Below are 24,309 nucleotides of genomic sequence, written 5' to 3'. Positions count from 1 at the left end.
TTTTTATTATTCTTTGATAAATTTATGAGTAGTTTCTCCAACTTTAAGAAAGTAAACTCCTTTCACAAGACTACTTACATCAACTTTGTTATTATTGATTATAAGTTTCATTATTATTTTTCCACTTAGATCCATCACTTCTGCATCTGAATCTTTACTTTTAATATTTTTCAAATAAAGAATGTCTTTAACAGGATTAGGATAAATACCTAACCTTTCTTTTTGAACCTCCTGATTTTTAACAGACAAAGTATTTGTATTATTTAATACTCTGGTGATAATACCTTTACTAGGGGTTTGATGATTTCCAAACATCATAATTTTTTGATCAGGTGTTATTATAGCAGATCTTGACGTGTCCCTGTAACCTAAATCGATATCTACAACTCCATTATTTCCAAAACCTGTATCAACAGATCCATCCGGTTTAAATTTCTTGACATACTGATTCAAAGCCATTGGATCTAATGTTGGTGTTGCCATACCAGTTACATAGAGATTATCACTAGTATCAGATAATAATGTTGGGTATAAGCCATTTTGATCTACATAATAATCATTATTACTATAATACCTTTCACTTACAACTCCACCCATCCCAAAACTATTGTCAAGATTACCATTCTGATCCAGTTTTATTAAAATATTAAGAGCAGGACCTGTTCCCGATAAAGAAAAACCATATAAAAATGTATTATTATGTTTACTTAAAGAGCTCAAAAGAAAAGTATTATACCCTTGCAGTGGAGTATACTGCAAAGTACCATTACTATAAGTAGAATCTAAAATACCATTTTCAGAATATCTAGATTTCAAAATAGTTCCATCAAATTGTTGCCCTATTAATACTATTTTTTTATCATCTTGAACTACTAAATTTGCAAAATCACCATCATGTAATATTATCCCATTTGTTCCAAAAGAAGAATCTACTGTTCCATTTTGGTTAAGCCTAAGGGTTATAAAAGATGAACCATTCAATTTATTAATGCATATCAAAATTTTCCCTGAACTTATTAGTTTCATACTTTTTAATGTTGCTCCTGCTGCCACTCCTAAATTATCCAGAAAATTGCTAATAACAGACTTGTAAACAATCCCATTATTACCAAATGTCATATCATAAGTTCCATTTTCATTTAATCGTAAAATTTTCGTTGCCATCATATCTCCCAAAATGATTTTCTGATCTGGCTGAATACAAATTTTTTGCAAACGAGTATAAGAACCATTTTGATTAGAGGGTGGAATTATTAGAGTATTGAAAGTATTATCAATAGTACCATCGGCGTTTAATCTCTGAACAAAATTTGTTGTCTGGTCTACATAAGGACCCGCAGTATGACTTCCACTTACAATTATCTTATTCTGAGAAGTTACAGCCCCTGTTTCGTACGCAAATCCATACGCGTTATTCGGCGTATATGTAAATACTCCATTCGTTCCAAAAGTAGGGTCTAAAAATTGATTTTGTGCTGAGAAAACTGCTGCACTGAAGATTCCTAAGCAAAGGAATAGTTTTTTAATCATGGTTATTATATTTCCGCAAATATAATACAATCTCACTAAGATAATTAAATAAAAGTCCTGCATTAGTTACTAATACAGGACTTTTATTTATTAAAATCTAATCAAATTATTTGTTATAAACATGTATATCTCTCTGTGGAAAAGGAATCCCGATTCCAGCCTGATCTAACGCTTCTTTACAGTCGATAATCAGTTCTTCATTCATTTTCCAGAAGTTCTCACTAGATGTGCTTACTCTGATAGATAAGTTGATCGCACTATCACCAAGTGTTGTTACCACCACTTGTGGTGCTGGTTCTGTAAGCGCATGTTGATTCTTTCTGATCACATCCATTAATATTTCCTTTGTTTTTCTAAGGTCCGCATCATAGGCAACTCCAATATCCAAAGAGGTCCTTCTTGTACCCAATTGTGTAAAATTGGTAATGCTGTTATTAGAAACAACTCCATTAGGAATAATAATCAGTTGATTTTGTGGTGTGATTAATTTTGTATGGAAAATATCAATTGCCTGTACTGTTCCGGAAACACCAGAATTGGTAGAAATAAAATCCCCGATTTTAAATGGCTTTAACAGTAAAATAAGAATTCCTCCCGCAAAATTGGTCAGAGATCCCTGTAATGCCAAACCTACCGCTAAACCTGCGGCACCAATCATAGCGACAAATGCTGAGGTTTGTACGCCTAATTGAGTAACCACTACGATAAAGAGAAGAATATTAAGTCCCCAATTGATAATGTTTAAAAGGAAATGCTGTAATGAAGCTTCCATATTACGCTTTTTAAAAGCTTTTTCCACAAGTTTTTTGATCATTCTGATCATCCAAGAACCAATCAGGTAAATCAGTAATGCAGAAACTATTGCAGTGAAGATCTTAGGAGCCCAGGCAATTGCCGAAGAAATTAAAGTATCCCAATGTTTTTGAATGTTGTTCAATTCTAAATCGTCCATTTTTATATTACTTATTTATATGTCATACGGATATTTATTCCTTATGGTATTAAGATTTTAAAAATGTACAAAACATGATTTTACAAAAGAAACTTGTCTTTAGCCCTATCTATAGAGTTAAAGTCATACCATCATTTATGAAAACAGATTGAAAGCAGATCAGATATTTCTGCTTACTCAATGATCATTCAAAAAACCGGGTTTTACCGATAAGAAATAATTTCGATTTCTACAGTAACAAAAAAAATACCGAAGTGGATTTTATAGTGATTTTTCTGACTTTAATTGTTTAATTATGTATGATTAAGGAAGCTTTGCAGCTAAACTTTCCGGTAGGAGCCTAAGAATATGATAAATGATTTTCCATTTAAAATTCGGAACAATGGTGAAAGAATTTCCGGCATTAACAATAAATTTTGCAACATAATCCGGCTCCATGATTAAAGATTCGTTAAGCTCAAGCCCCGCATTGATTTTTGTCCTGATATAACCGATCACCAGAGCATTCACTATTATTTTTCTTGAAGCCAATTCTTGTCTTAATCCTGCAAGATATTGGGTAAATGCAGCTTTTGTACTGCCATAAACAAAGTTACTTTTTCTTCCTCTTACTCCGGATAATGACGATAATCCAACGATTCTTTCCAAGTTTTTATTAGTTTCATCCATTGCAATTATATTCAGAATTGAAACGCCGCCCATATAATTAACTTCCATCATTTGCTTTGCTCCTTTAAAATCCCTTAAAGCCAGTTGGTTATCTACCAGGAAACCTGCGGAATATATAGCTATATGTGGTTTTACAGGAAGTTCTTCATAAAATTTCTGATGAGAATCAAAATTTGCAGCATCAAAATACAAAACCTTAATTTTTGACTGATCCAGATTGTTTGTACTGATAAAGCCTTCTAAAGATTGTGTATTTCTTGAAGCAGCTATTACAGAAAAGCCTTTTTCGATATATTGTTTGATGCATTGCTTTGCTACATCTGAATTAGCACCTAAAATGAGAACAGTTTTGTTTGTGTTTTGATTCATGTGGCAAAGATAATTTTTTATTAAACATTAATGTATTCATCAACAGCAAAACTCATCTTTATTGTATTGTATAAAAAATTGCGGCGGGTGAACTTCGTTCACCCGCCGCAGCTTGTTATTTTCAGACTGAATTATTTATTTTCTTCAGTTGCTGTTTCTTTTTTCTCTACTGGTTTGTCAGCAGTTTTTGCTTTATCACCGAAACGGCTTTCTGTCATTTCTCTTGATACTGCAGCTTTTTCAAATTTCAGTTTTCCTGACAATGTTTCGATTACAAAACCGTCATCCTGAACCTGAGCTATTCTTCCGTGAAGACCAGAAGTAAGGACTACTCTAGTTCCCACTTTAAGGTTTTCCTGAAAGTTTTTTTCCTGCTTCTGCTTCTTCATCTGAGGTCTGATCATCAGGAAATAAAACCCGACAAACATCACTCCCATCATGATCAGCATCATAGGTGAAGATCCACCCTGTGCCTGTAAAAATACTGTCAACATATTTTAAAAATTACGGTTGAATGTTCGCAGTGAACGTTAATTTGATTGGAGCCTTCTCTACGTTTGCGAAAACATCAGCATATTTCTGAACATTTCCGTCAAAGTTTGAAGAATCAAAATGTAACGTAATTTTTCCTTTTTTACCAGGTAAGATAGGTTCTTTTGTAAAATCAGGGGCTGTACATCCACATCCAGGTTTTACTTCAGAAATAACTAAAGGATTTTTTCCTGTATTGGTAACTTCATATACGTGCTCTACTTTGTCTCCTTTTTTGATTTTTCCAAAATCGAAGTTGCTTTCAGATAAAGCAATAGAAGTTGATGGCTCGTTAGAAACCGGTGCAGCTTGTGCTTCTCCTGTTACTGGTGTAGCAGCAGAATCAGTTGTTGCTGGTGTTCCTACTACTGTAGAATCCGTAGCTACAGTTTCCGGGCTTTGAGCTTCTTTGTTTTCTTTTTTACATGAAACTAATCCAAAGCCTATAATTGACAAGGCGATAATTGATAACGTCTTTTTCATTTTATATTCTATTTTGATCTTTACAATATTTATCTAAAATACCATTAATGAAGATATTCGAACGGTCTGTTGCAAATACTTTTGCGATCTCGATATATTCATTAATAATGACTCTTGAAGGTGTAAAAGCAAAGTTATCAAGCTCTGCAATTGCTGTAGATAAGATTACTTTATCCATTAGGGAAACTCTTTCCAGATCCCAGTTTTCTAATCTTTCCTCAAGCTTTTTCTCATTGTTTTCCCAGTTGTTCAGAGTATCTTTCAATAATTTGCTGGCGAAAGTTTTGTCATCTTCATCTTTAATCATTTTGATCAAAGTTCTGCTTTCCTCATCTTCTCTCAGGAATCCGATTGTTTTCTGCACCATTGAATTGGCAATATGGATATCATCATACCATGAAAGTTCCTTATCCCCAAGATAATCGTGGAAATCTTCATTTTCAGCAATATATCTTAAAAATAATTTCCCGATAAACTTCTGATCTTCTTCAAAAGAATATCCTTCTTCTTTCATGAAATCCTGATAACGTTTTCCAGCAGTAATTCTTTGGAAAGTCTTCACCAATAAATCATCATGCATATCCCATTTCAGCTGCTTGTGCTGACCTGTGAAGAATAATCTTTCCGGATTTTCTTCAAGCTTAAGCAATACCTGATTGTTGATGAATTTTTGGTTAGGATTAATATCAGCATCGGTTTTAAGAAATTTATTCTTCCCAATTTCAATTTGATGCTCAGCCAATTCTTTTAAACTTACTAAAAAGTTAAGCTGATAGATATAGAGATAATAGATTTTCTCTATTCCAGCGAACATGTTTTTCTCTAAAACATCAAATTTCACAGGGTTCTGATAGTATGAATACACTGCCTGTACTACTTTTTCACGGATTTGTCGTCTTCCTAACATTCAAAGAGCTTTTTAATGAGTGCAAAGATACAAAATTTAAAATTGATTGAATTCGTAGTATGATGACATTTTTGTAATTTTGTAAAACTATATGAAAGCGCTAAAAACCTTAAACCCCTATTTTTGGAAACACAAAATACTATTGTTTTGGGGGGTATTATTTATCATTGCCAGTAATTTCTTCAATATATATAAAGTCCAATTCGTAGGAAAATCTGTGGATGAACTTACAAAAAATGGAAATCTGGGCTTTAACAATCAGGTTCTGATCTATGTCGGGATCATCGTGGGGTGTTCTCTTCTGACAGGTTTTTTCACCTTTATGATGAGACAGACCATTATTGTTGCCTCCAGAAGGATTGAGTATGAACTGAAGAATAAAATTTACAGGCATTATCAGGATTTATCTTTAACGGATTATAAGCAGACTACTATTGGAGACCTAATGAACAGGTTAAGTGAAGATGTGGTTGCTGTAAGAATGTATCTGGGTCCCGGAGTAATGTATGTTGCCAACCTTATCGTCCTTGTTCTGATCACGGCGATATATATGGTAAAAACGGATGCTTCGATGACTTTATGGACTTTGCTACCGCTTCCCATATTATCTTTTGCAATTTATAAAGTAAGTTCTATTATCAATAAGAAGTCGAAGGTCATGCAGAAAAGCCAATCTGCGATTTCAACTTTTGTACAGGACAGCTTTTCGGGAATCCGTGTGGTAAAATTTTTTGCAAGAGAGAAATACATTGAAAAGAACTACGGAATTAAAGTTACCGATTATCAGAATAAGGCATTGGATCTTGCTAAAACAGAGGCTTATTTCTTTACCATCATTTTGTTTGTTATCGGTTTACTAAATGTTGCAATTATCTGGATAGGTGGAACAAAATATATTGCCGGAGAATTAAGCATCGGTAAAATTGCAGATTTCTTCATGTATATCAACACCTTGATTTTCCCTTTCTCTATGGTAGGATGGGTAACTTCCGTGAATCAGAGAGCAGAAGCTTCTATGCAGAGGATTAATGAATTCATGGATAAAAAATCGGAAATTGTAAATACTAATTTTGAGAATTACCCTATCAAAGGAGATATTGAATTCAGAAATGTTTCTTATGTTTATCCTAATACAGGGATTAAAGCGCTGGATAATCTTAGTTTTAAAATTAAAGCAGGAGAATCTCTAGCAATCATGGGTAAAACCGGAAGTGGAAAATCTACAATAGCTCTTCTTCTGTGCCGATTAATAGATCCTACGGAAGGGGAAATTCTGATTGACGGTAAAAACCTTAAAGAGCACAATCTGGACAACTACAGAAACTTCATTGGATATATTCCTCAGGAAAGCTATTTGTTCTCAGATTCCATTGAAAATAACATTGGTTTTGCCATCGATAATCCATCTCATGAAAAAGTAGTGGAGTATGCCAAGATTGCAGATGTTCATAAAAATATTGTGGAGTTTAAGGAGCAATATAAAACACTTGTTGGTGAACGTGGGGTAATGCTTTCGGGAGGACAAAAGCAAAGAATTTGTATTGCCAGAGCCTTAATTAAGGACCCAAATATCATTATTTTTGACGATTCTCTGTCTGCTTTAGACACCGAAACAGAGCAGAATATCCTTGAAAATATTGATAGAAAAATCAGTAATGCGACCTCCATAATTATCACACACAGAGAGTCTAGCGCTCAAAAAGCACATCAGATCATCAACCTCACCGAAATTACCAATTCTGTAACCGCATAGCTGTTTCGTTCTCAATTGTTAAATAAATCATAAAAAAAATTTTGTGATTAAAAGAATTCTTTTATATTTGTTCTTAACAAGATTAAAAAATATCTAACAATGAGTGAATACAAGGAACGCCATGAAAATGAGATTTTCACTAAGGTGTTAAAAGCAGGAAGAAGAACTTATTTCTTTGATGTGCGTGAGACGAAAGCAGGAGATTATTATCTTACAATTACTGAGAGTAAGAAAAATTTCGGAGAGAATGGGGAAGCTACATTCGAGAAGCATAAAATTTACCTTTACAAGGAAGATTTTAAGAGTTTTCAGGAGATGTTTAATGAGTCCACAGATTTCATCATTAATGAAAAGGGTGAGGATGTAATTTCAGAAAAACATGACAAAGATTTCAAAAGCAGATCTTACACTATAGATTCTGACGACGAAGTTTAAAAAAGAATATCTAAAAACACAAGCATCTGAAAAAGGTGCTTTTTTTATGCCCTGAAATCGGATTATGTAAAAATAAAAGGTACACTTATGAAAGCATACCTTTTGATTTTTATGTTCTTATTTATACATATTCACGCTTGATCTGCGATAGTATAGTCGGATCTTGTATTTCATTATCCTTCGCCAATAATAAGACTTTGGATATTACTTCTGCGGATTTAGGATCATCATCTGCAAAAGGAAGGAATAATCTGCCTCTATGCTGTGAATGAACAGGCAGTATGGATAAATACATTCCCGGCATCTGATGCACCACTGCACTTCCCAAATGTACACTATATTCTGCCAGCTGTCCTTTTATTAATACATGAGAACCTTCAATCCTGATGTTATCCAGCTTAAATAAACGTGCGGTTTCCTTCATCAATACACTTCTCATCTCAATAGAAGATTGGCTAGCTTCCGGGTCTACCCCACCCACATGAGCCACAGAAACCACAAGATCTACATCACGCATCACCTCTGAGAATAACCTTAGATTGATCTTTTCAAAAGGAATGTTCTTATAATCTTTTAATGAATGAAACTCTATTGTTTCAAGCGTTGGACTTTCTATATCAGCAGGTGAAAACCAATCTGCCATTGCGTAAAGCTTTACCTGGAAGCCTTCTTTATGATAAACTTTCTGTAATCCTTCTTCATAATCTACTTTCCAGCCTCTTGTTTTAAGCAAAGCCAATGCCTGCTTCGGCTGAATCTGATGTCCTGCATACCGGCGGGATATTGATTTTTCTTTTAATTCGTCAGGAGTGGGAACATAAAGCTCACGGAAAATCTGCTTGAATGGCTGGATTAATTTTTCTTTAAAGCAATAATGCTGATAATCATTCCAGACTGAATGTTGATGCAAATCTACACAATGGGCAATACGCAAAGTATTTCCTTCGTTCAATTCCTGAATTTCACCTTGAGCATTTACGAGAGCTTCATCATGATAGAAACCTATTTTATTATCATTCGAAATGAAGACTAACTTTTCCAGATGTTTTACGATGACAGGATGTTCAAAAAGAGTTTGGATTTCTTTTAAGAAGAACTCATCGCCTCTGATCATTGCTTCTTCCAGTCCTTTTCTTGAACGGTTCCATTGTTCACGCATGATCTTACGATTATTAGTGAGTTCTACAACTGCTTTATCTTTCTTAATCTTCGAAGGAATAGACTTCAGCTGTTTATCGTCTTTGAATACCACAAGTTCTGCTTTCCCGTTATCTTCTATAATTAACCCTACAGTTATTCCATCAATAGTTACCTGAGTATCTTTTGATAAAAGCCCTTGAATTTGCTTGGTTTCCATAGCCCAGGTAAGTCTTACAGGATCAGGATATCCGGCATTTCTGGCTAAATTCTCCAGAGCTACACGAATAGCCAAAGCTTCACTTGCCTGCTTCATTGAACCAAATTCTCTGCTTTCTTTCTTAAATTGCTGAATGTATTCATATCGGTTCAGGACATCTTTCTCTGGATTGGTTTTACTTAAAGGAACGAGCCCATATACACGAAGATAATCCTGATCTCGTTTGTCTTTTACTTTAGCCGTAACTTCTTTGATCTTTAAATTCCCTGATAAGGTATCCGAATAGAGCCTTGCTCTTCGATGCCCGTTTCCGTCAGAAATATATTTTGCAGACTCATACAGCATCTCCCAACGAGCTTTACCAAGTTCTTTATAAGCTTTAGTAAACCAGTCTTTGTCTACTGCTCCGTCTTTGAACTCCTGAATATCTACAGATGAGTATTTAGCGACTTCACTTTCCAGCTTGGCATTCTGTTCTTCATAAGTTCCTGTTTTGGTATGAGCATGCATCCACCAAATAGCTGAATCCAATCCTTTCCAACCTAGATAATTACTCACTAATGACTGCCATTGTGGAGCATATACCGCAGCCTGAATCAGACGAAGCTCTGAAATCTTCTCTTTCTTCATCATTTCATCAAAAGCCTTCTGCGTATCACTTTCTAAAGGATAACATTCTGAAATTAATTTCGAGAACAACTTCTGCTTGGTCATACTTTCATTACCATAGCTGTATATATAATTAGCATACAATCCTGTTTTTCCAAGACCTTTTAAAATCTGGGCAAACCGATTGGCACCATGTATAGCTTGAAACTGTTGTACAAAATGAGAAACTGCTGTATTGGAGTCACCTCTGATAAGCTCTATATCAAGGAATTTGTCCTGTATTTCTGTAATCATTGGCTTCAGAAAAGGAAATACCTCAAGATACTTTACGTTATTGTAATGATTCGCTTTAACTTTCGTAAGGTCTCTGATAGCTGAATCAGCAGTGAGGATTCCTTCGTATAGCTCTTCTTTAGTAATGAGTTTTAATTCATAAGCTTTACAAAAGAAATAGAAATTAGGCACTGATTTCTTGATATTTTCTTCTAACCCGTTATATTGCATCCAACGGTATAAGTTCCATTGTTTGATATGCTGTTCATCAGTAAGTCCGGTTGCAGGGATAGCCCATAAAAAAGGCATGAAAAAATCAAGCTTTTGCCAGCCATTTCCCTGATCCTGGTAATAATAATCATTGCTATCTTTTCCTTTATAATTGATAATGCTTTCAGGAAGATTAGCAAAGAGCGTGCTCGCTGCATCTATAGCAAAATCAATCTTTTCTTCGAATACAAATTTATCTTTCAGTGCGTTTAAAATCATTAAGATTGGATTTTCCCACGCATATCTTCCTTTCAAAGGATTTGTTAAAACATCTTTATAGTAGAATACATAGTTCTCCATAAATTCTCTGAAGACTTTTCTATCACAACTTTCAGCCAATGTTAATAAAAACAGATCTCTTGGTTGTAAACCTGAATCCAGATACCATTGATTCCAAATTTCATGCAAAGGATAGTTCTCTGCCGATTGCTCCGGCGTGAAATTCTCCGTATTTCGCTTAATCTGGCGGAAAGTATTCCCCATTAATAAAGTGGTTACAGAGCCATCCCATTCTTCAGATTCATATTCGTAGTCTTTATGCTTCAGAAACAAATCATTAAGTTTCTTTATTTCCGCTTTTATATCATCCATAGGTTTTGTAAACCCATATTTCTCTTTTTTAGTTGCTTGAGCATATATCGAATCAGGCTTCACCTTTGGTAATTCAAATTTTGAAATTACTGTAGGGTCATAAAAACCATATCCATTATCTTCAGAAAGAATCATCTCATCTGCGGATGGATTGATCTGATCTAATAAACCTTGCTCTCTTTCTGTTATTTTTGATCTTTCAGCATATTGTTTCGTCCAATTGGTAATCTGAACGGCTGCTCTTTTCTCTTTTTGAAGCTGAAGCATAATATCCAAAGAAGCTGCGCGTTGCTCCAGATCACCTTTAGCCATCAATTCTTCCACTAATGGTGCAACGACACCATCTTCCTGCTGAATGACAAGCTCAATAAGTTTTTTACGAAGTACACCACCCTTCCTTTTAAAGAGATCAAAGAAAAACATAATTTCATCCTTATTTAAAGGATCCTGCATCAGAATATTAATCCCCGATGCGATCAATGCCTCTCCTCTGTCTTTTAAAATTTTAAAAGCAAACTCCTTTTGAAATGCAGTTACCTTTAATTTCTTTTTTCCTACAGCATAGGATAAAGAATAACAATAAAATTCGCGCAATATATTTCTGGTCAACAATTCACGCAATGAAAGATCAAACTGATCAAAATAAGAAAGCAGAATATCAAGTTTATTACTATCCTCTCCTACCAGATAAAACATGGATTCATAAAGATCACTTTTTTTGAAAGTAACCTTCAACCACGAAAATATCTTTCCTTCAAATTTCTTTTCCTTGACATCTATTTTTTGAGTAAGTTCATGAATCTTTTCAAAGAAATCAGGATAATCAGGATTATTAATGAAAAATTTCGTCGTAGTATTTGCACCTAATAATGTGGATAAATAGCTACCTGCGAAAGCAAGTACTTCTACATTACCTTCCAATATCGCTTTATAATACAAAGGCATTTGAATATATGGATCTTCAGTTTCAGCAGCAAATTTTATAGCCAGACACTTTTTCTCCACATTGCCTTTGTCAAATAACTCATGCAGATAAGGAACTGTTTGATCTACATCCCAAACGCCCTGTACCCAAAGCGCCATATAAATCTCACTATTATTTTTGCTCTTCATTGCCACGGGAATCTGCTCCGGATGACTGAAGTAAGTTGAAGCTAATGATAAAATTCCTTTGACAACAGTTTCTTTCTCTGCTTCCCAGCCTAATCCTGTCCAGGTATCAACTCCACGTACCACAGATGAAAAGCGGGTTAGCTTATGTTCAATAATTACATTGATCATATATTCCAGCGCTCCAATACTTGTTTCGTCTAATGCTTCAAGAATGGTTTGCCTTAGCCCTTCCTGTCTCTGTGCTGCAAGCAAAAGTTTTTCTACCAGTTCCCAACAATGTCTCTGCTCACTATTCAGCAGAGCTTTTATAATATTTAAAGATACTTTACCTTCATTATGTTTATTGAATAGAATATCTTCAATCAATTGATAAATACCTGTGTTCCCGGTGTCAATGGCTGCAGACCAAATATAAAACTGATGACTGTTATTATAAACCTCATTATCATAAATGATCTGTTCCTCCAATGAAAGCATATAATACTGATGGTCATATGAATTTTCGGCTGTAAATCGCAGTAATTCGCGGATCAGGTTAGCCTGATTAAGCTGAATATGCTTTTCGTTATGGGGAGCTCTGAAAGAACGGCGATAATAGCCTCTTTGGTACATTTTATAAGGCATCCGATTCCAAGCATACTTTACCAGATCAGCATTCTCACCAAAATAATAAACCAGCAATTGATAATAATCCGGATCTTCCCAAATATCAGGTTTTATAAGACCTTTAAACTTTTCCGCTTCTTTTGAACCTAATGTCATAGCCTGATAATAATTGGTTTTCCCCATCAGGACTAAGGCTAGTTCTGCAACTTCCTTCTTTAGTACAGGCTTCTCTGGAAAGACCTGTGTAGAGACTCCATTTTCGACCAGACCTAGAAGATCTTTCCGTAGTTTTTCAAAATAGTTCTTAACAAGTTTTTTCGATTCTAATTTTTTTGTGATTTCCATGTATTTTGTTTGTTAGTATAGTTTGATTACCAATAACTCCCTGCCAGAAAAGTGAGTCTTATAAAGGTAAATGTATATTGTAAATTCAGATCGATTGTTTGAGTAAGGTCTTCAAGTTGCTCATCATTATAAAATACAGCAAACATTCCATCTTCAAAAGCCTGAATAGCATTTTCCTGTGCTTTTTGTACATCAGCCTTTTTCAGATTATAAATACTCCCGAAACCTATTTTTCCAGTATCTGTAAGAATATTCAGATAATTATCCGCCGGGGTTTTAGTATCATCTTCATCCTCCAGCTCAAACGATTTTGCATTAAACATTTCAACCTGCTGCTGAACAATTAGCTTTAATAAATTTTCTAATGAAATATTTGGATCATCGTATCTGATGTCAATTTTTTGTTCCGAAAGAACAGGGTACTTTTTCCCCAACTGCTTTACAGTGACTTTTATTTCCATATTTAAACTTAGTGCAGTTAAATATAGGGAAATTTTCTACTGCTAATGGCTCAAACTGAGGTTTTATGATGAATATCAAGAATAGATAGAAATAAAAAACAGTGAAGTTAAATTGGATTAATCTCAAAAACCGGGATCGCATTGTTAGCGATTTATGGAATTTAATTTGACACAAAGTTTTTATCACCTTATTTTAAGTCACTCTTCTTAGCTTCCTAAAATAAAACATTTGAATCATCTTTCTTTGCGATTAAAAGAATATGTTTCTTCAATAAAAAGTATGCAGATTTTTTTGCTTAGCCCCCAACATTTACAATCAAAAACATCCGGAATTTCAACTACGCTTTACCATTTTTAGCACCAACAAAGAATAAACAAATCAAAAGCAGTAAAAAACATTCTGAAAAAATATAGAATCGTATTTATATTTTGTTCCTGAGTTGGAATAAAATAAAAAAGTACACTTTCAAAAAGTGTACTTTCTTTGGGTGAATGATGGGTCTCGAACCCACGACCTTCGGAACCACAATCCGACGCTCTAACCAACTGAGCTACAATCACCGTTTTCTGAGTGCAAATATAGGACAATTTTCTCAACTACCAAACAATTCCATCAAAATTTTTCAAAGAAATTAATCTTTCTGACGTAAAGCCCTCAGCATAAGTCACTCCCGATAATCGCCCTAAATCCTGAGCACGGTATGTTAAGCTCTCATAAAAGTCTTTTGTCGTGATCGGAGTCTCAGGTTCCTTAGATGTCGGATCATAAAATTGAGTTTTATAAGCCATACATGAGGCAATCTTCTTATCGAGAAATTCTGAAATATCAATAACGAATTCCGGCTTAATATCTTTCCACTGAATATAATGAAAAATATGCTTGGGTCTCCATACTTCCTGATGCTCTCCTTCCAAAATCGTTTCAATTTTTCTCAGTCCGGACAAAAAGCACGCATCAGACACTAATTTCGCTCCTTTTGCATGATCTGGATGTCTATCATCAATAGCATTGGCTAAGACGATTTCCGGGCGGTATTTGCGAATCATTTTTACGATCCTCATTTGGTATTCTTCAGAATTGACAAGAAAGCCATCTTTCATTCCCAGGTTCTCTCTTGCTGCAAGCCCAAGAATCTTTGCAGCATCAGCCGCTTCTGCTTTTCTTGTTTCATCCGTACCTCTCGTTCCCAGCTCTCCTCGGGTAAGATCTACCACTACACATTTTTTTCCTTCTGAAACCATTTTAGCAATAGTTCCTCCACATCCTAATTCTACATCGTCAGGATGCGCTCCAAAAGCAAGTATATCAGTTTTCATATAATCAAATATAAGGTTTAAAATAAAAACTTCCCAAACATTACGAATGGGAAGTTTTAATATTTATAATTTAAATTTTAAATTATTTGTTGATTTCTGCATTTAATTTTACAGCATCCTGGTATGTAGGATCTAACTGTAAAGATTTTGCAACATAATCTTTTGCTTTTGCCAAATCAGAATCTTTGCTCATATAAGCTACTGCAAAGTAAGCATATGCTAAAGTCTGTTTGTTTGCTTCCTGATCAGCAGGTTTTACAGTACTAATGAATTTTTCGTAAGCTAATTTAGCTGCTTCATTATTTCCTGCCTGTTGATAAGAATATCCTTGGCTATAATAAGCTGGTGCCCAATCAGGAAGAAGAGCAGACATTTTTTGCCATGTAAGAATTGCTCCATTCCAGTTTTTAGCATCTTGATAAGCTGTAGCTAATTTAAATAAGGCATCAGAATCCTGGCTGTTAGCAGCAACTTGTTTCTTCAATGCTTCAATAGCAGGGTTAGTAGGTCCTTTATCAGCTTCTGATTGAGAAGCTCCACCACCTCCTGCAATGTTAGCTAATTCAAGATCCCACTTCATAGTTTCGTCTTTTGCAGCTTTAGCAATAGCGATCTTTTGTTGAGATTCAGTAGTTAAAGCAGACTTCTTAGCAGCATCTTTTTCATCTTTAGCTAATCCAGCAGCAATAAGTCCTTGTAGACCTTGATCAGCCGGCTGTATTCTTGTTTTCTCAGCCTGAGAAACGAAAGTATCCATGTTCTGCTTTGCATCAGTATAATTTTTGTCTGCATATGCCTGGTAAGCTCTTAATTTGAACTTAATAGGGTCATCAATTTTGTCAAAAATCTTATCTAATACAGTTTTAGAGTTTGCATAATCTTCATTTGTGAAATATAATTTTGCAATTTCTAATTGAGTATATGGATCCTCATCTGCATATTTTGTATAGTTGATAAGGTCTTGTGTAGCCTTAGCATTTTGCTGATATCTGATATCATAACCTGCTAATGCTTTATATGCTGGTGCATATGTAGGGTCTACTGCAATCGCTTTATCTACACTTTCTTTAGCTTTTTGCCATACCTGAGCAGCCATCCATAATGTAGCCATTCTTGTATAAACTGAAGCTTTATTTTTAGCTACAGGTAATGCTTTGTCATAAGCAGACATTGCCTCTCCCGGAGCTCTTTTTAATCTGTAAGCATCTCCTAATGTATAATAGTAATGTGCAGGAACTCCTTTTTTCTCAGCTTTTTCAATTGCTTTTGTTAAGAACTGGATAGCTAAGTCAGGTGAGCTGTTTTTTTCAAATAAAGTCAAAGCTTCAGCAGCTCTGAACAATACTTCAGCATCTTTTTCTTTTGAATCAGTCACTACTTTTTGAATTTCAGCAACAGCGTTTTTATCACCTTTACCTAGTTTTACAGTAGCCAAACCAATTTTATTAAGATAGCTTTTCCCGTCTGCAGCTAAACCTTTATTAAAGTTTTCAGTAGCTTTAGCATAATCAGGCTCTCCTTGCTTTAAGAAAGTATTTCCTAAATAGAAGTAGTTTTCAGCAGTAGGCTCTTTAGCGATCATATCAGTGAAATTGGTCTTTGCCTGAGCAAATTTATCACTGTCTATACTGTTAATACCATCCTGCAATGTCTGTGCAGAGGCGAAACCGGTAAAAAATACCACAGCTGCTCCAAAAGCAATCTTCTTTACATTCATATTCATTATATCTTTCATTTTATATTTTCTAATAATTGAGTTATATTCTACACAATTTTCAGACCAAAATATTAATTTTAGTGGAGATAAATTGTGAGTTTAATAATTTTTAACGCATCTGCACTTCTCTCTTGTAGATATTATAAGGTTGCAGCCCTTCTTTTTGAACAATTTTTTGTCCTAAGTGAGTACATGAGAATCGGATAAATCCATTAGCAATATTGAAATTCCCTTCATTGATAAGGAAATAAAGCACTCTTGTAAAAGGGTATTCCATGCTGCGAAGCGATTCAAAGTCGGCATTGTATGATTTTCCCTTATTGATTACAGGAAGAATCTTTACCATATCTCTAAGCTTTTCAGAATTTTTATCGTAGGGACGACTGAATGTATTAAGTCCTATTACTCCTATTTTATCGGGATATTTCCCTAATTCCTCTACAATCTTCTGATTTCCCGGAATAATGGAAAATTTAAGATCTTTCGGTTGTTTTTTTAATTTTTCAGCGACGAAGTTCAGATTACTTGAGTTTGTTCCATCAAAAATAAATTCTTTCTTATCGGATAAAAGTCCATCATTAATCTCTTCCATCGTAATACTTTCCTTTGGAGAATCTTTCGGGACTACAAAAACTACAGCATCTGCAGCAAATTTAGCAGGAAGAAACTTTAAGTCAGTTCTTTCTTCGTAAGTTTTGATTTCCTCAGGATTAAGGTTTCTGGACATCACAATAACCTTCGCATTTCCTTTCAAAAGATCAAGAAGTCCTAAGTCTTCTTTCTTAGTTTCTACTTTAATACGTGTTTCAGGATAGTTAATCATATAACCATCTGCAAGTGCTTCTGTAACACTTTGAAAAGATTCGTCAGTAAAAATCGTTAGATCTCCTTTGTAATAAGAAGGTGTTTTTTCTTCTTTTTTACAGCTTGTCAGTATAATACTGATCATAAAGACAAGTGCAATTTTAAAACTATTCTTCATCTTTCGATTTTTTGATTTTAGCAACTGCTCTATAGATTCTAAAAATACCATATACAATCAAAAGTCCCCCCATTGCATAAGCAACACCTGGTTCCAAAATGGTAAAGAAAAATTTATAGATAATCACTACAATTCCTAAAACGATATAAAACAATCCCGTAACGAGGGATAACCAATTGAACATCATGTAACAAAAATACCAAAAAAAATAAAAAAGAGAAGCATAACTGCTTCTCTTTTTATTTATAATTTGAATAAATAAGTCTTATTCAAAGTTCATAGTAAATGGTACGCTATAATAAGATCTTACGCTTTCTCCATTTCTCTTAGCAGGAGTCCACTTTTTAAGTTTCTTAACTACACGCATTGCTTCACTGTTAAAGTCGCCATTTGGAGATTTTTCTTCAATAGTAACGTTTGAAACAGTTCCGTCTTTTTCTACAACGAACTTAAGCTTAGCTTTAAGAGTACCTTCACCTCCTTCCATTAAGGAAGTATCGAAGTTATCACCTAAGAATTTTCTTAATGCTCCCATACCTCCAGGATATTCTGCAGATTGGTCTACATCTTTATAGATTTCGTTAGGGTTATTCGCTTTCACTTCTACTGTACTAGCTTTAGTACCTGTAGATGGTGGCGGTGGCGGTGGCGTATAAGCTGGTGCCTTTACCCCCTCCTGATTCTGTAAACCAGTTGTAGTTTCCAACTGCTTAGAGATCGGTGGTGGTGGAGTTTCAATTTTCGGAGCTTTTACAGGCTCAGGAACTACGTTCTGAATCACCTCAATTTTCTCCTCTTCTTTTGGTGGTGGAGGTGGTGGAGGTGGTTCTTCCTCTTTAGGCTGCTCGATAATCGGATCTTCTTCGATAATATCTACTAGATCTGCCTTTACTTCTTGCTTAGGCGGAGCTGTAAGATTCTTAATCGTAAGATAGATGAACGGAGACAAAGCTGCCAAAAGGAATAAAGCTGTTCCGATGATAAAAGACTTTGTTAAAAGTCTCGGATACTGATGTCTAAGATCATAGGCACCATATTCCTTGTTTCTATTTTCAAATACGATCTCGTCTAAAGAAAGCTTCTGACCGTATACATTTTCATCTGCCATAGATTAGTATAACAATTTTATGGTTAAATTACTTTGTTGCAGCCGGTGCAGCAGCACCACCTACTTTCTTATCATAAACAGCTTTTTCCCAAGGCTTGATATCAGTAACACCGTACTGCTCACTCTTAGTAATTGCCATTTCATCAAGAATATCTACAAAGTTCTTATATACAGCATCATCAGTTGGCTTAATGATCACAGTAAATTTACTTTGATCTGCAGCTCTAGATTTTGCCTGCTGAATTACTTTTCTGATTCCTTCTCTATCAAGCGTAGTTTCCATTAGAGTCTGGTCATTCAAGGATGTTGCATCCTGCTGGTGCCAGAAAACTCTATTGTCTTTTCCTAATAAGATAGAAATTGAGTTCGAAAGTTTAATTTCTGTTGGAGGTGGTTTTTGTTTTTCATCTTTCGGTTTAGCCGGAAGACCCAAATCCATAACATTCGGTTTACTGAATGTAGTTGTGAACATAAAGAAGGTAATCAATAGGAAACCTAAGTCCACCATCGGAGTCATATCGACTCTGGTACTCTGCTTCTTGGAACGGACCTTGCCGCCTTTGCCGCCTTTTTCTTGTACTTGTACTTCTGCCATTTCTATCGATATTATTCGTTAGGTTTACCTTCTTGTGATGTAATCAACCAAAATTTAAGAAAATCAATATCTCTTAAACCTTCAAACAGGCTTTTAACTTTAGGGTACTGAGTAGTAACGTCACCTTTAATAGCTAACTTGTAGTCAGGGTTAACGCTCAAACTTTCTTTTACCCAATCAATTAATTGCTTATTTGTACTGTCCATAGGAATACCTGTAGGACTCTTATAATTTTTCTGCTCATCTCCAGACATATCCAAGTAACCTTTTAGCTGGTTCATTGGAACTCCAATTGCCTGAACTTTCTGGAAAGCAGCTTTTTGGTTGTTGTCAAAAGTAATACCATACTTTTGTCCCATTTTTTCCAAAAGAGCAACTCTTTCTGATGCATTTTCTACTGGTTGGAAATAGAATTTTCCGTCCGGAGTAGCATTGATAGTCATTAAACTAGCATCAGGAAGCAATTTTTCCGAAATTGAAGATGGCGGTTTGATCTGCTCCACGTCAGGTTTTTTAAACTGAGTGGTCAAGATAAAGAACGTAAGGAGTAGGAACGCAACGTCACACATTGCAGTCATGTCCGTAATTACTCCATGTCTTTTTGGTTTGACTCTCGCCATTATTATAAAATATTTTTAATTAAACTTCTTTTAATTGCTAATGCAAATTTCTTGCTAATTCTTAGTTGAATTCAGCGAAAGATTGTTGGATACTCATAGAGATCTCGTCGATCTTGTAAGTTAATCCATCAATTTTAGAAGTAAAGAAGTTATAAAGGATAATAGCGATAGCTGAAGTACCAATACCTAATGCCGTGTTGATCAAGGCTTCAGAGATACCTGTAGATAGAGCAGCAGCATCTGGAGTACCACCTCCTGAACCTAATGCGAAGAACGCCTTGATCATCCCGATTACCGTTCCAAGTAGTGCTACTAACGTTGCAACTGTACCTAAAGTAGAAAGGATCATCATGTTTTTCTCAAGCATTGGCATCTCAAGAGTTGTAGCTTCTTCGATAGCTTTGTTAAGCGCTACCATTTTTTGCTCTTTATTTAAAGTAGTATCGTGAGAAAGTGCTTTGTAAGTAGTAAGACCTTCTTTTACTACGTTACCTACAGAACCTTGTTGTCTGTCACACTCTTCGATAGCTTCGTCAATTTTGTTTTGGTTTAGTAAGCTTCTTACTTGTACAACGAAGTTGTCTAAGTTTCCTTTTCCAGCAGCTTTACCTAAAACGAAATATCTTTCAAAAGAGAAAACGATTACAGTAATCATGAAAGTAATCAAGATTGGTACGATAACCCCTCCTTTGTAGATAATACCTAAAAACGACTCTGGGTGAATGTCTTTACCTTCAATACTTGAAAAAGCTACAGATCCGCTTCCTAATTTGTCTGCGTCTTTAAAGTTTCCTGGGCTACCAAGAACGAATAAATAAATACATACTCCTATAGCAAATAGAATAGGAATAATAACAGCTGGATTTAAACCTCCTGCCTTTCTAGCAACTACTTGCTCATCATTTTTTGAAACATTCATTTCCATATTTAACTAAATTATATTGTTTTAAAATTTTACAGGGTGTAAATTAAAGGCAAAATTAATTAAAATGCAAGAGTCTGAATTAAACATTTTGCTTTTTTTTAATAAAGAAAATTTAATACGATTTTGATATTATAATTATTCGCAAATATTTTATTTATTTTTTTCAAATTTAACATTTGAGTTAAAAAATCAAAAAAATAAGACCTCCATTTTTTTTAATTTCCCAATGTTAATTTTTTTTTAAATTACGATATTCACAATACGGTGAGGGACTACAATGATTTTTTTAGGGGTTTTACCCTCCAAAATCTGTTGCATTTTCTCATTAGAAATCACCAAATCTTCCACCTCCTTAGCAGATAATTGAGCCGAAAGCGAAATTTTGAACTTCATTTTACCATTTACGCTTACCGGATATTCAATTTCGTCTTCCACTAAATATTCTTCATTCAACACCGGGAATTTCTCAAATTCAATAGATGTATCGTGACCTAATAAACTCCACAGTTCTTCACAGATGTGAGGTGCATATGGAGAAATGATAACGGCTAACGGTTCTAAAATATTGCGCTTGTTACATTTTAATTTTTGAAGTTCGTTTACAGCAATCATAAATGATGATACTGAAGTATTGAAAGAGAAGTTTTCAATATCGTAAACGACTTTCTTTATTAAGGTATGTAAAACTTTGTATTCTGCTTTTGTAGGTTCTTCTTCAGAAACTTCAAATAGATCTCCATTAAAATAAAGGTTCCAGAATTTTTTAAGGAAACCATATACTCCACTCAGACCTTGTGTGTTCCAAGGCTTGGATTGCTCTAATGGTCCTAAGAACATTTCATATAGTCTTAAGCCATCTGCTCCATATTCATCACAGATATCATCAGGGTTTACTACATTATATTTAGACTTGGACATTTTTTCTACCTCACGGTCTGTGATATATTTTCCGTCTTCTAAAATAAATTCTGCATCTGCATAATCTGGTCTCCACGCTTTGAATGCTTCAGTATCCAATTCATCAGATGTTCCTTTTAATAAGGATACGTCTACGTGAATCTGCTGAGTCTGATATTCACCGGCAAGATTTTTTGATACATATTGATTGGTTCCATCAATTCTGTAAACAAAAGCACTCATTCCTAAGATCATCCCTTGGTTGATCAATTTTTGGAATGGCTCATCGTGATTGATATATCCTCTGTCTTTTAGGAACATATTCCAGAAACGTGAATATAATAAATGTCCGGTTGCATGCTCGCTACCTCCAATATATAAATCTACCTGTCCCCAATAATCTGAAAGATCTTTTGCACAGAATTCTCCGTCATTATGAGAATCCATATATCTAAGGAAATACCATGAGCTTCCTGCCCAGCCCGGCATTGTAGATAATTCCAGCGGGAATATTGTTTGATCATCAATTAAATCTGTAGCTACCACTTTCTGGTTGACCTCATCCCAAGCAAATGTCTTTGCATTTCCTAATGGTGGATCTCCGTCTTCTGTAGGCAAATATTTTTCAACTTCAGGAAGTTCTAATGGTAAAGCTGAAACAGGTAATGTATATGGCATTCCTTCCTTATAATATATAGGAACGGGTTCTCCCCAATAACGTTGTCTTGAGAAAATTGCATCACGTTGTCTATAGTTCGTAGTTCCGTGACCGATACCTTTCGTTTCAATCTCTGCAATTATTTTTGATTTTGCATCATTATAATTTAATCCGTTTAAGAAATCAGAGTTTACACAAACTGAGTCTTTGGAATCAAAAGATTTTTCCTGAACGTCTTCTTCTGTATCTACAACTTTTTTAATTTCTAAATTAAATTTCTTTGCAAATCTGTGATCACGTTCGTCATGTGCAGGAACAGCCATTACAGCTCCTGTTCCGTAGCCCATTAATACATAATCTGAAATATAGATTGGCATTTTTTCTCCACTGAAAGGATTAATCGCATAGCTTCCTGTGAAAGCTCCGCTCACGTTTTTCACGTCAGACATTCTGTCTCTTTCAGACTTCTTGGAAGTTTCTTCAATATAAGTATCTACTTCTGCTTTTTGAGCTTCTGTAGTAATGGTTTCCACTAATGGGTTTTCAGGAGCCAATACCATAAATGTTGCTCCAAAGATTGTATCAGGTCTTGTTGTAAATACTTCAACGATTTCGTCATGACCTTCTACCTGAAACTGAACCTGTGCTCCCTGAGATTTTCCGATCCAGTATTCCTGAGAGTCTTTCAAAGGCTGTGGCCAGTCTAATTTAGAAAGACCTTGTAATAATCTTTCAGAATATGCAGAAATTCTCATACTCCACTGCATCATTTTCTTTTGGAATACAGGGAATCCTCCTCTTTCAGATTTTCCGTCTTTTACCTCATCATTTGCCAAAACGGTTCCTAGTGCCGGGCACCAGTTCACTGTAGTTTCAGCTCTGTAAGCTAAACGATAATTTAAAAGAATGTCTTCCTTATCAAGATCTGAAGCATTTGCCCATTCCTCTGCTGTAAAGTTTAGTTCGTCGTTTTGGTTGGCATTTAATCCTTCTGTTCCTTTTTCTTCAAAATGTTTGATCAAAGTTTCAATAGATTCAGCCTTATCTGTATTTTTATTATACCAAGAATGATATAACTCAATAAAGATCCATTGTGTCCATTTATAATAAGAAGCATCAGAAGTTCTCAGCTCTCTGCTCCAATCGAAAGAGAAACCGATTTTTCTTAACTGCTCTTCGTATCTGTTGATGTTTTGTTCTGTAGTGATTGCCGGATGCTGTCCTGTTTGGATCGCATACTGTTCAGCAGGAAGCCCGAAGCTATCGTACCCTACCGGGTGGAGCACATTAAACCCTTGATGTCTTTTATATCTCGCATAGATGTCTGACGCAATGTATCCCAGTGGATGCCCTACGTGAAGCCCGGCACCTGATGGGTACGGGAACATATCGAGTACATAAAATTTTGGTTTATCTGTGTTATTGGAGGTTTTATATGTTTGATTTTCCTCCCAGTATTTCTGCCACTTTTTTTCTATCTGCTGATGATCGTAAAACACTTGATATATATATTATATGTTAGACTTTAAATATTTGATTGTTTTTCTTTTAACAAGATTCACAAAATTAATGATTTTAAAAGAAATAAAAATTTAATTTATGATGAATTGTAATCTACCACTCAAACAAAAAAGTCTCACCCGAAGATGAGACCTGTTTTAATATCTTGAAGTACACTTATTATTGTTGAGGATTTACTCTTTTAAAAGTATAGGTTCTTGTTTTGAATACAGTCGGATCCTGGGTTTCTTCTCTGATCGCTAAATTGAGAGTTACTTCATCCAATGAAACAACTTTTGCACTTACAGGCTCTACAGTTCCCTGAACTTTCATCACTACCGCTTTACTGCCTTTATCATAAGAGTAAGTAAAATTACTATCTGGCTGAATATCGCAAGGACCAGGCACAGCAGGGTCTTTTACATCTATTCTTTTTCCCGTAGTCTCATTACTAAACCACCATCTGGACATCATCTGACAATCTGTATAAGTAATCACATCCGAAACCGGTTGTTCATCTACTTTTACAACAGTTACGACTTCTTTAATCGGTTTCCAAAGCCCGATAAGTGGAGCTTCTTGGACAAAATCGTTACTTGTAGAGCATCCGGAGGCTACCAATAATGATAAACCTGAAAACAGTAGTGCTAATTTCTTCATAGATTAATTTTTTCAAGCGCTAAAATTATAATTTTTTTGATTTATATCACCATTTTTTGTGAAAAATTATTTTATC

20 protein-coding genes and 1 tRNA gene are annotated in these 24,309 nt (G+C 34.9%); 2 read left to right on the top strand and 19 right to left on the bottom strand.

Annotation, left to right across the window (positions count from 1 at the left end):
• Window positions 1–6: 6 nt before the first annotated feature.
• The 6 genes from AC5YGG_RS12140 to AC5YGG_RS12115 form a co-directional block, all read right to left on the bottom strand.
• The gene (locus AC5YGG_RS12140; RefSeq protein WP_496144747.1) at window positions 7–1,530 is read right to left on the bottom strand and encodes a T9SS type A sorting domain-containing protein; all 1,524 of its coding nucleotides are present in this window, start codon (window positions 1,528–1,530) and stop codon (window positions 7–9) included.
• Between the two features lie 106 nt (window positions 1,531–1,636).
• Entirely contained in the window at window positions 1,637–2,482 is an 846-nt protein-coding gene (locus AC5YGG_RS12135; RefSeq protein WP_496144746.1) for a mechanosensitive ion channel family protein, read from the bottom strand.
• A 303-nt stretch (window positions 2,483–2,785) separates the two neighbouring features.
• Window positions 2,786–3,520: an SDR family NAD(P)-dependent oxidoreductase gene (locus AC5YGG_RS12130; RefSeq protein WP_496144745.1), complete on the bottom strand. Its 735-nt coding sequence runs from the start codon at window positions 3,518–3,520 to the stop codon at window positions 2,786–2,788.
• Window positions 3,521–3,651: 131 nt separating this feature from the next.
• Window positions 3,652–4,014, bottom strand: a complete 363-nt coding sequence (gene yajC, locus AC5YGG_RS12125) for a preprotein translocase subunit YajC (RefSeq protein ID WP_496144744.1) — start codon at window positions 4,012–4,014, stop codon at window positions 3,652–3,654.
• A gap of 10 nt (window positions 4,015–4,024) precedes the next feature.
• Window positions 4,025–4,534 (bottom strand): DUF1573 domain-containing protein, encoded by a 510-nt coding sequence (locus AC5YGG_RS12120; protein WP_496144743.1) that lies wholly within the window; start codon window positions 4,532–4,534, stop codon window positions 4,025–4,027.
• Between the two features lies 1 nt (window position 4,535).
• Window positions 4,536–5,441, bottom strand: a complete 906-nt coding sequence (locus AC5YGG_RS12115) for a transcription antitermination protein NusB (RefSeq protein ID WP_065395303.1) — start codon at window positions 5,439–5,441, stop codon at window positions 4,536–4,538.
• A 91-nt stretch (window positions 5,442–5,532) separates the two neighbouring features.
• Here AC5YGG_RS12115 and AC5YGG_RS12110 point away from each other — a divergent pair, with 91 nt between their 5' ends.
• Window positions 5,533–7,194, top strand: coding sequence for an ABC transporter ATP-binding protein (locus AC5YGG_RS12110; protein ID WP_496144742.1), 1,662 nt, complete (start codon window positions 5,533–5,535; stop codon window positions 7,192–7,194).
• Between the two features lie 99 nt (window positions 7,195–7,293).
• Window positions 7,294–7,629 carry a DUF3276 family protein gene (locus AC5YGG_RS12105; RefSeq protein ID WP_002976288.1) on the top strand — a complete coding sequence of 112 codons (336 nt, stop codon included), beginning with the start codon at window positions 7,294–7,296 and terminating at the stop codon, window positions 7,627–7,629.
• A gap of 121 nt (window positions 7,630–7,750) precedes the next feature.
• On the opposite strand, the gene AC5YGG_RS12100 is transcribed toward AC5YGG_RS12105, so the two are convergent.
• The 13 genes from AC5YGG_RS12100 to AC5YGG_RS12040 form a co-directional block, all read right to left on the bottom strand.
• The gene (locus AC5YGG_RS12100; RefSeq protein ID WP_496144741.1) at window positions 7,751–12,793 is read right to left on the bottom strand and encodes a DUF4132 domain-containing protein; all 5,043 of its coding nucleotides are present in this window, start codon (window positions 12,791–12,793) and stop codon (window positions 7,751–7,753) included.
• 26 nt (window positions 12,794–12,819) lie between these two features.
• Complete coding sequence (locus AC5YGG_RS12095; protein ID WP_496144740.1) at window positions 12,820–13,254, bottom strand: hypothetical protein; 435 nt, start codon at window positions 13,252–13,254, stop codon at window positions 12,820–12,822.
• Between the two features lie 486 nt (window positions 13,255–13,740).
• A tRNA-His gene (locus AC5YGG_RS12090) sits at window positions 13,741–13,816 on the bottom strand.
• A gap of 35 nt (window positions 13,817–13,851) precedes the next feature.
• Window positions 13,852–14,571 (bottom strand): bacillithiol biosynthesis deacetylase BshB1, encoded by a 720-nt coding sequence (gene bshB1 / locus AC5YGG_RS12085; protein ID WP_496144739.1) that lies wholly within the window; start codon window positions 14,569–14,571, stop codon window positions 13,852–13,854.
• Window positions 14,572–14,653: 82 nt separating this feature from the next.
• Window positions 14,654–16,306: a tetratricopeptide repeat protein gene (locus AC5YGG_RS12080; protein ID WP_496144738.1), complete on the bottom strand. Its 1,653-nt coding sequence runs from the start codon at window positions 16,304–16,306 to the stop codon at window positions 14,654–14,656.
• A gap of 91 nt (window positions 16,307–16,397) precedes the next feature.
• Window positions 16,398–17,270, bottom strand: a complete 873-nt coding sequence (locus AC5YGG_RS12075; protein ID WP_496144737.1) for a PstS family phosphate ABC transporter substrate-binding protein — start codon at window positions 17,268–17,270, stop codon at window positions 16,398–16,400.
• Entirely contained in the window at window positions 17,260–17,457 is a 198-nt protein-coding gene (locus AC5YGG_RS12070; protein ID WP_185116862.1) for a DUF308 domain-containing protein, read from the bottom strand. Before AC5YGG_RS12070 ends, AC5YGG_RS12075 begins: the two co-directional genes overlap by 11 nt.
• Window positions 17,458–17,535: 78 nt before the next feature.
• On the bottom strand, window positions 17,536–18,378 hold the full coding sequence (locus AC5YGG_RS12065; protein ID WP_496144736.1) for an energy transducer TonB: 843 nt from the start codon (window positions 18,376–18,378) through the stop codon (window positions 17,536–17,538).
• Between the two features lie 28 nt (window positions 18,379–18,406).
• The gene (locus AC5YGG_RS12060) at window positions 18,407–18,973 is read right to left on the bottom strand and encodes an ExbD/TolR family protein (protein WP_496144735.1); all 567 of its coding nucleotides are present in this window, start codon (window positions 18,971–18,973) and stop codon (window positions 18,407–18,409) included.
• Window positions 18,974–18,984: 11 nt separating this feature from the next.
• On the bottom strand, window positions 18,985–19,593 hold the full coding sequence (locus AC5YGG_RS12055; RefSeq protein WP_065395314.1) for an ExbD/TolR family protein: 609 nt from the start codon (window positions 19,591–19,593) through the stop codon (window positions 18,985–18,987).
• Between the two features lie 61 nt (window positions 19,594–19,654).
• Window positions 19,655–20,518 (bottom strand): MotA/TolQ/ExbB proton channel family protein, encoded by an 864-nt coding sequence (locus AC5YGG_RS12050; protein WP_065395315.1) that lies wholly within the window; start codon window positions 20,516–20,518, stop codon window positions 19,655–19,657.
• 240 nt (window positions 20,519–20,758) lie between these two features.
• A complete protein-coding gene (gene leuS, locus AC5YGG_RS12045; RefSeq protein WP_496144734.1) occupies window positions 20,759–23,572 on the bottom strand; it encodes a leucine--tRNA ligase in 2,814 nt (937 codons plus the stop codon).
• Between the two features lie 181 nt (window positions 23,573–23,753).
• Window positions 23,754–24,233, bottom strand: a complete 480-nt coding sequence (locus AC5YGG_RS12040) for a lipocalin family protein (RefSeq protein WP_496144733.1) — start codon at window positions 24,231–24,233, stop codon at window positions 23,754–23,756.
• Window positions 24,234–24,309: the final 76 nt, after the last annotated feature.

The organism is Chryseobacterium sp. CS2K3 (assembly GCF_059515185.1).
This window is presented reverse-complemented; position numbering and strand designations above follow the sequence as displayed.

Coding starts and splice junctions, on each gene's coding strand:
- bshB1 (WP_496144739.1), bottom strand. CDS start 14,571: ATGAAAACTGATATACTTGCTTTTGGAGCGCATCCTGACGATGTAGAA.
- AC5YGG_RS12060 (WP_496144735.1), bottom strand. CDS start 18,973: ATGGCAGAAGTACAAGTACAAGAAAAAGGCGGCAAAGGCGGCAAGGTC.
- AC5YGG_RS12130 (WP_496144745.1), bottom strand. CDS start 3,520: ATGAATCAAAACACAAACAAAACTGTTCTCATTTTAGGTGCTAATTCA.
- AC5YGG_RS12095 (WP_496144740.1), bottom strand. CDS start 13,254: ATGGAAATAAAAGTCACTGTAAAGCAGTTGGGGAAAAAGTACCCTGTT.
- AC5YGG_RS12075 (WP_496144737.1), bottom strand. CDS start 17,270: ATGAAGAATAGTTTTAAAATTGCACTTGTCTTTATGATCAGTATTATA.
- AC5YGG_RS12115 (WP_065395303.1), bottom strand. CDS start 5,441: ATGTTAGGAAGACGACAAATCCGTGAAAAAGTAGTACAGGCAGTGTAT.
- AC5YGG_RS12110 (WP_496144742.1), top strand. CDS start 5,533: ATGAAAGCGCTAAAAACCTTAAACCCCTATTTTTGGAAACACAAAATA.
- AC5YGG_RS12100 (WP_496144741.1), bottom strand. CDS start 12,793: ATGGAAATCACAAAAAAATTAGAATCGAAAAAACTTGTTAAGAACTAT.
- AC5YGG_RS12120 (WP_496144743.1), bottom strand. CDS start 4,534: ATGAAAAAGACGTTATCAATTATCGCCTTGTCAATTATAGGCTTTGGA.
- AC5YGG_RS12070 (WP_185116862.1), bottom strand. CDS start 17,457: ATGATGTTCAATTGGTTATCCCTCGTTACGGGATTGTTTTATATCGTT.
- yajC (WP_496144744.1), bottom strand. CDS start 4,014: ATGTTGACAGTATTTTTACAGGCACAGGGTGGATCTTCACCTATGATG.
- AC5YGG_RS12080 (WP_496144738.1), bottom strand. CDS start 16,306: ATGAAAGATATAATGAATATGAATGTAAAGAAGATTGCTTTTGGAGCA.
- AC5YGG_RS12055 (WP_065395314.1), bottom strand. CDS start 19,593: ATGGCGAGAGTCAAACCAAAAAGACATGGAGTAATTACGGACATGACT.
- AC5YGG_RS12040 (WP_496144733.1), bottom strand. CDS start 24,233: ATGAAGAAATTAGCACTACTGTTTTCAGGTTTATCATTATTGGTAGCC.
- AC5YGG_RS12050 (WP_065395315.1), bottom strand. CDS start 20,518: ATGGAAATGAATGTTTCAAAAAATGATGAGCAAGTAGTTGCTAGAAAG.
- AC5YGG_RS12135 (WP_496144746.1), bottom strand. CDS start 2,482: ATGGACGATTTAGAATTGAACAACATTCAAAAACATTGGGATACTTTA.
- AC5YGG_RS12140 (WP_496144747.1), bottom strand. CDS start 1,530: ATGATTAAAAAACTATTCCTTTGCTTAGGAATCTTCAGTGCAGCAGTT.
- AC5YGG_RS12065 (WP_496144736.1), bottom strand. CDS start 18,378: ATGGCAGATGAAAATGTATACGGTCAGAAGCTTTCTTTAGACGAGATC.
- AC5YGG_RS12105 (WP_002976288.1), top strand. CDS start 7,294: ATGAGTGAATACAAGGAACGCCATGAAAATGAGATTTTCACTAAGGTG.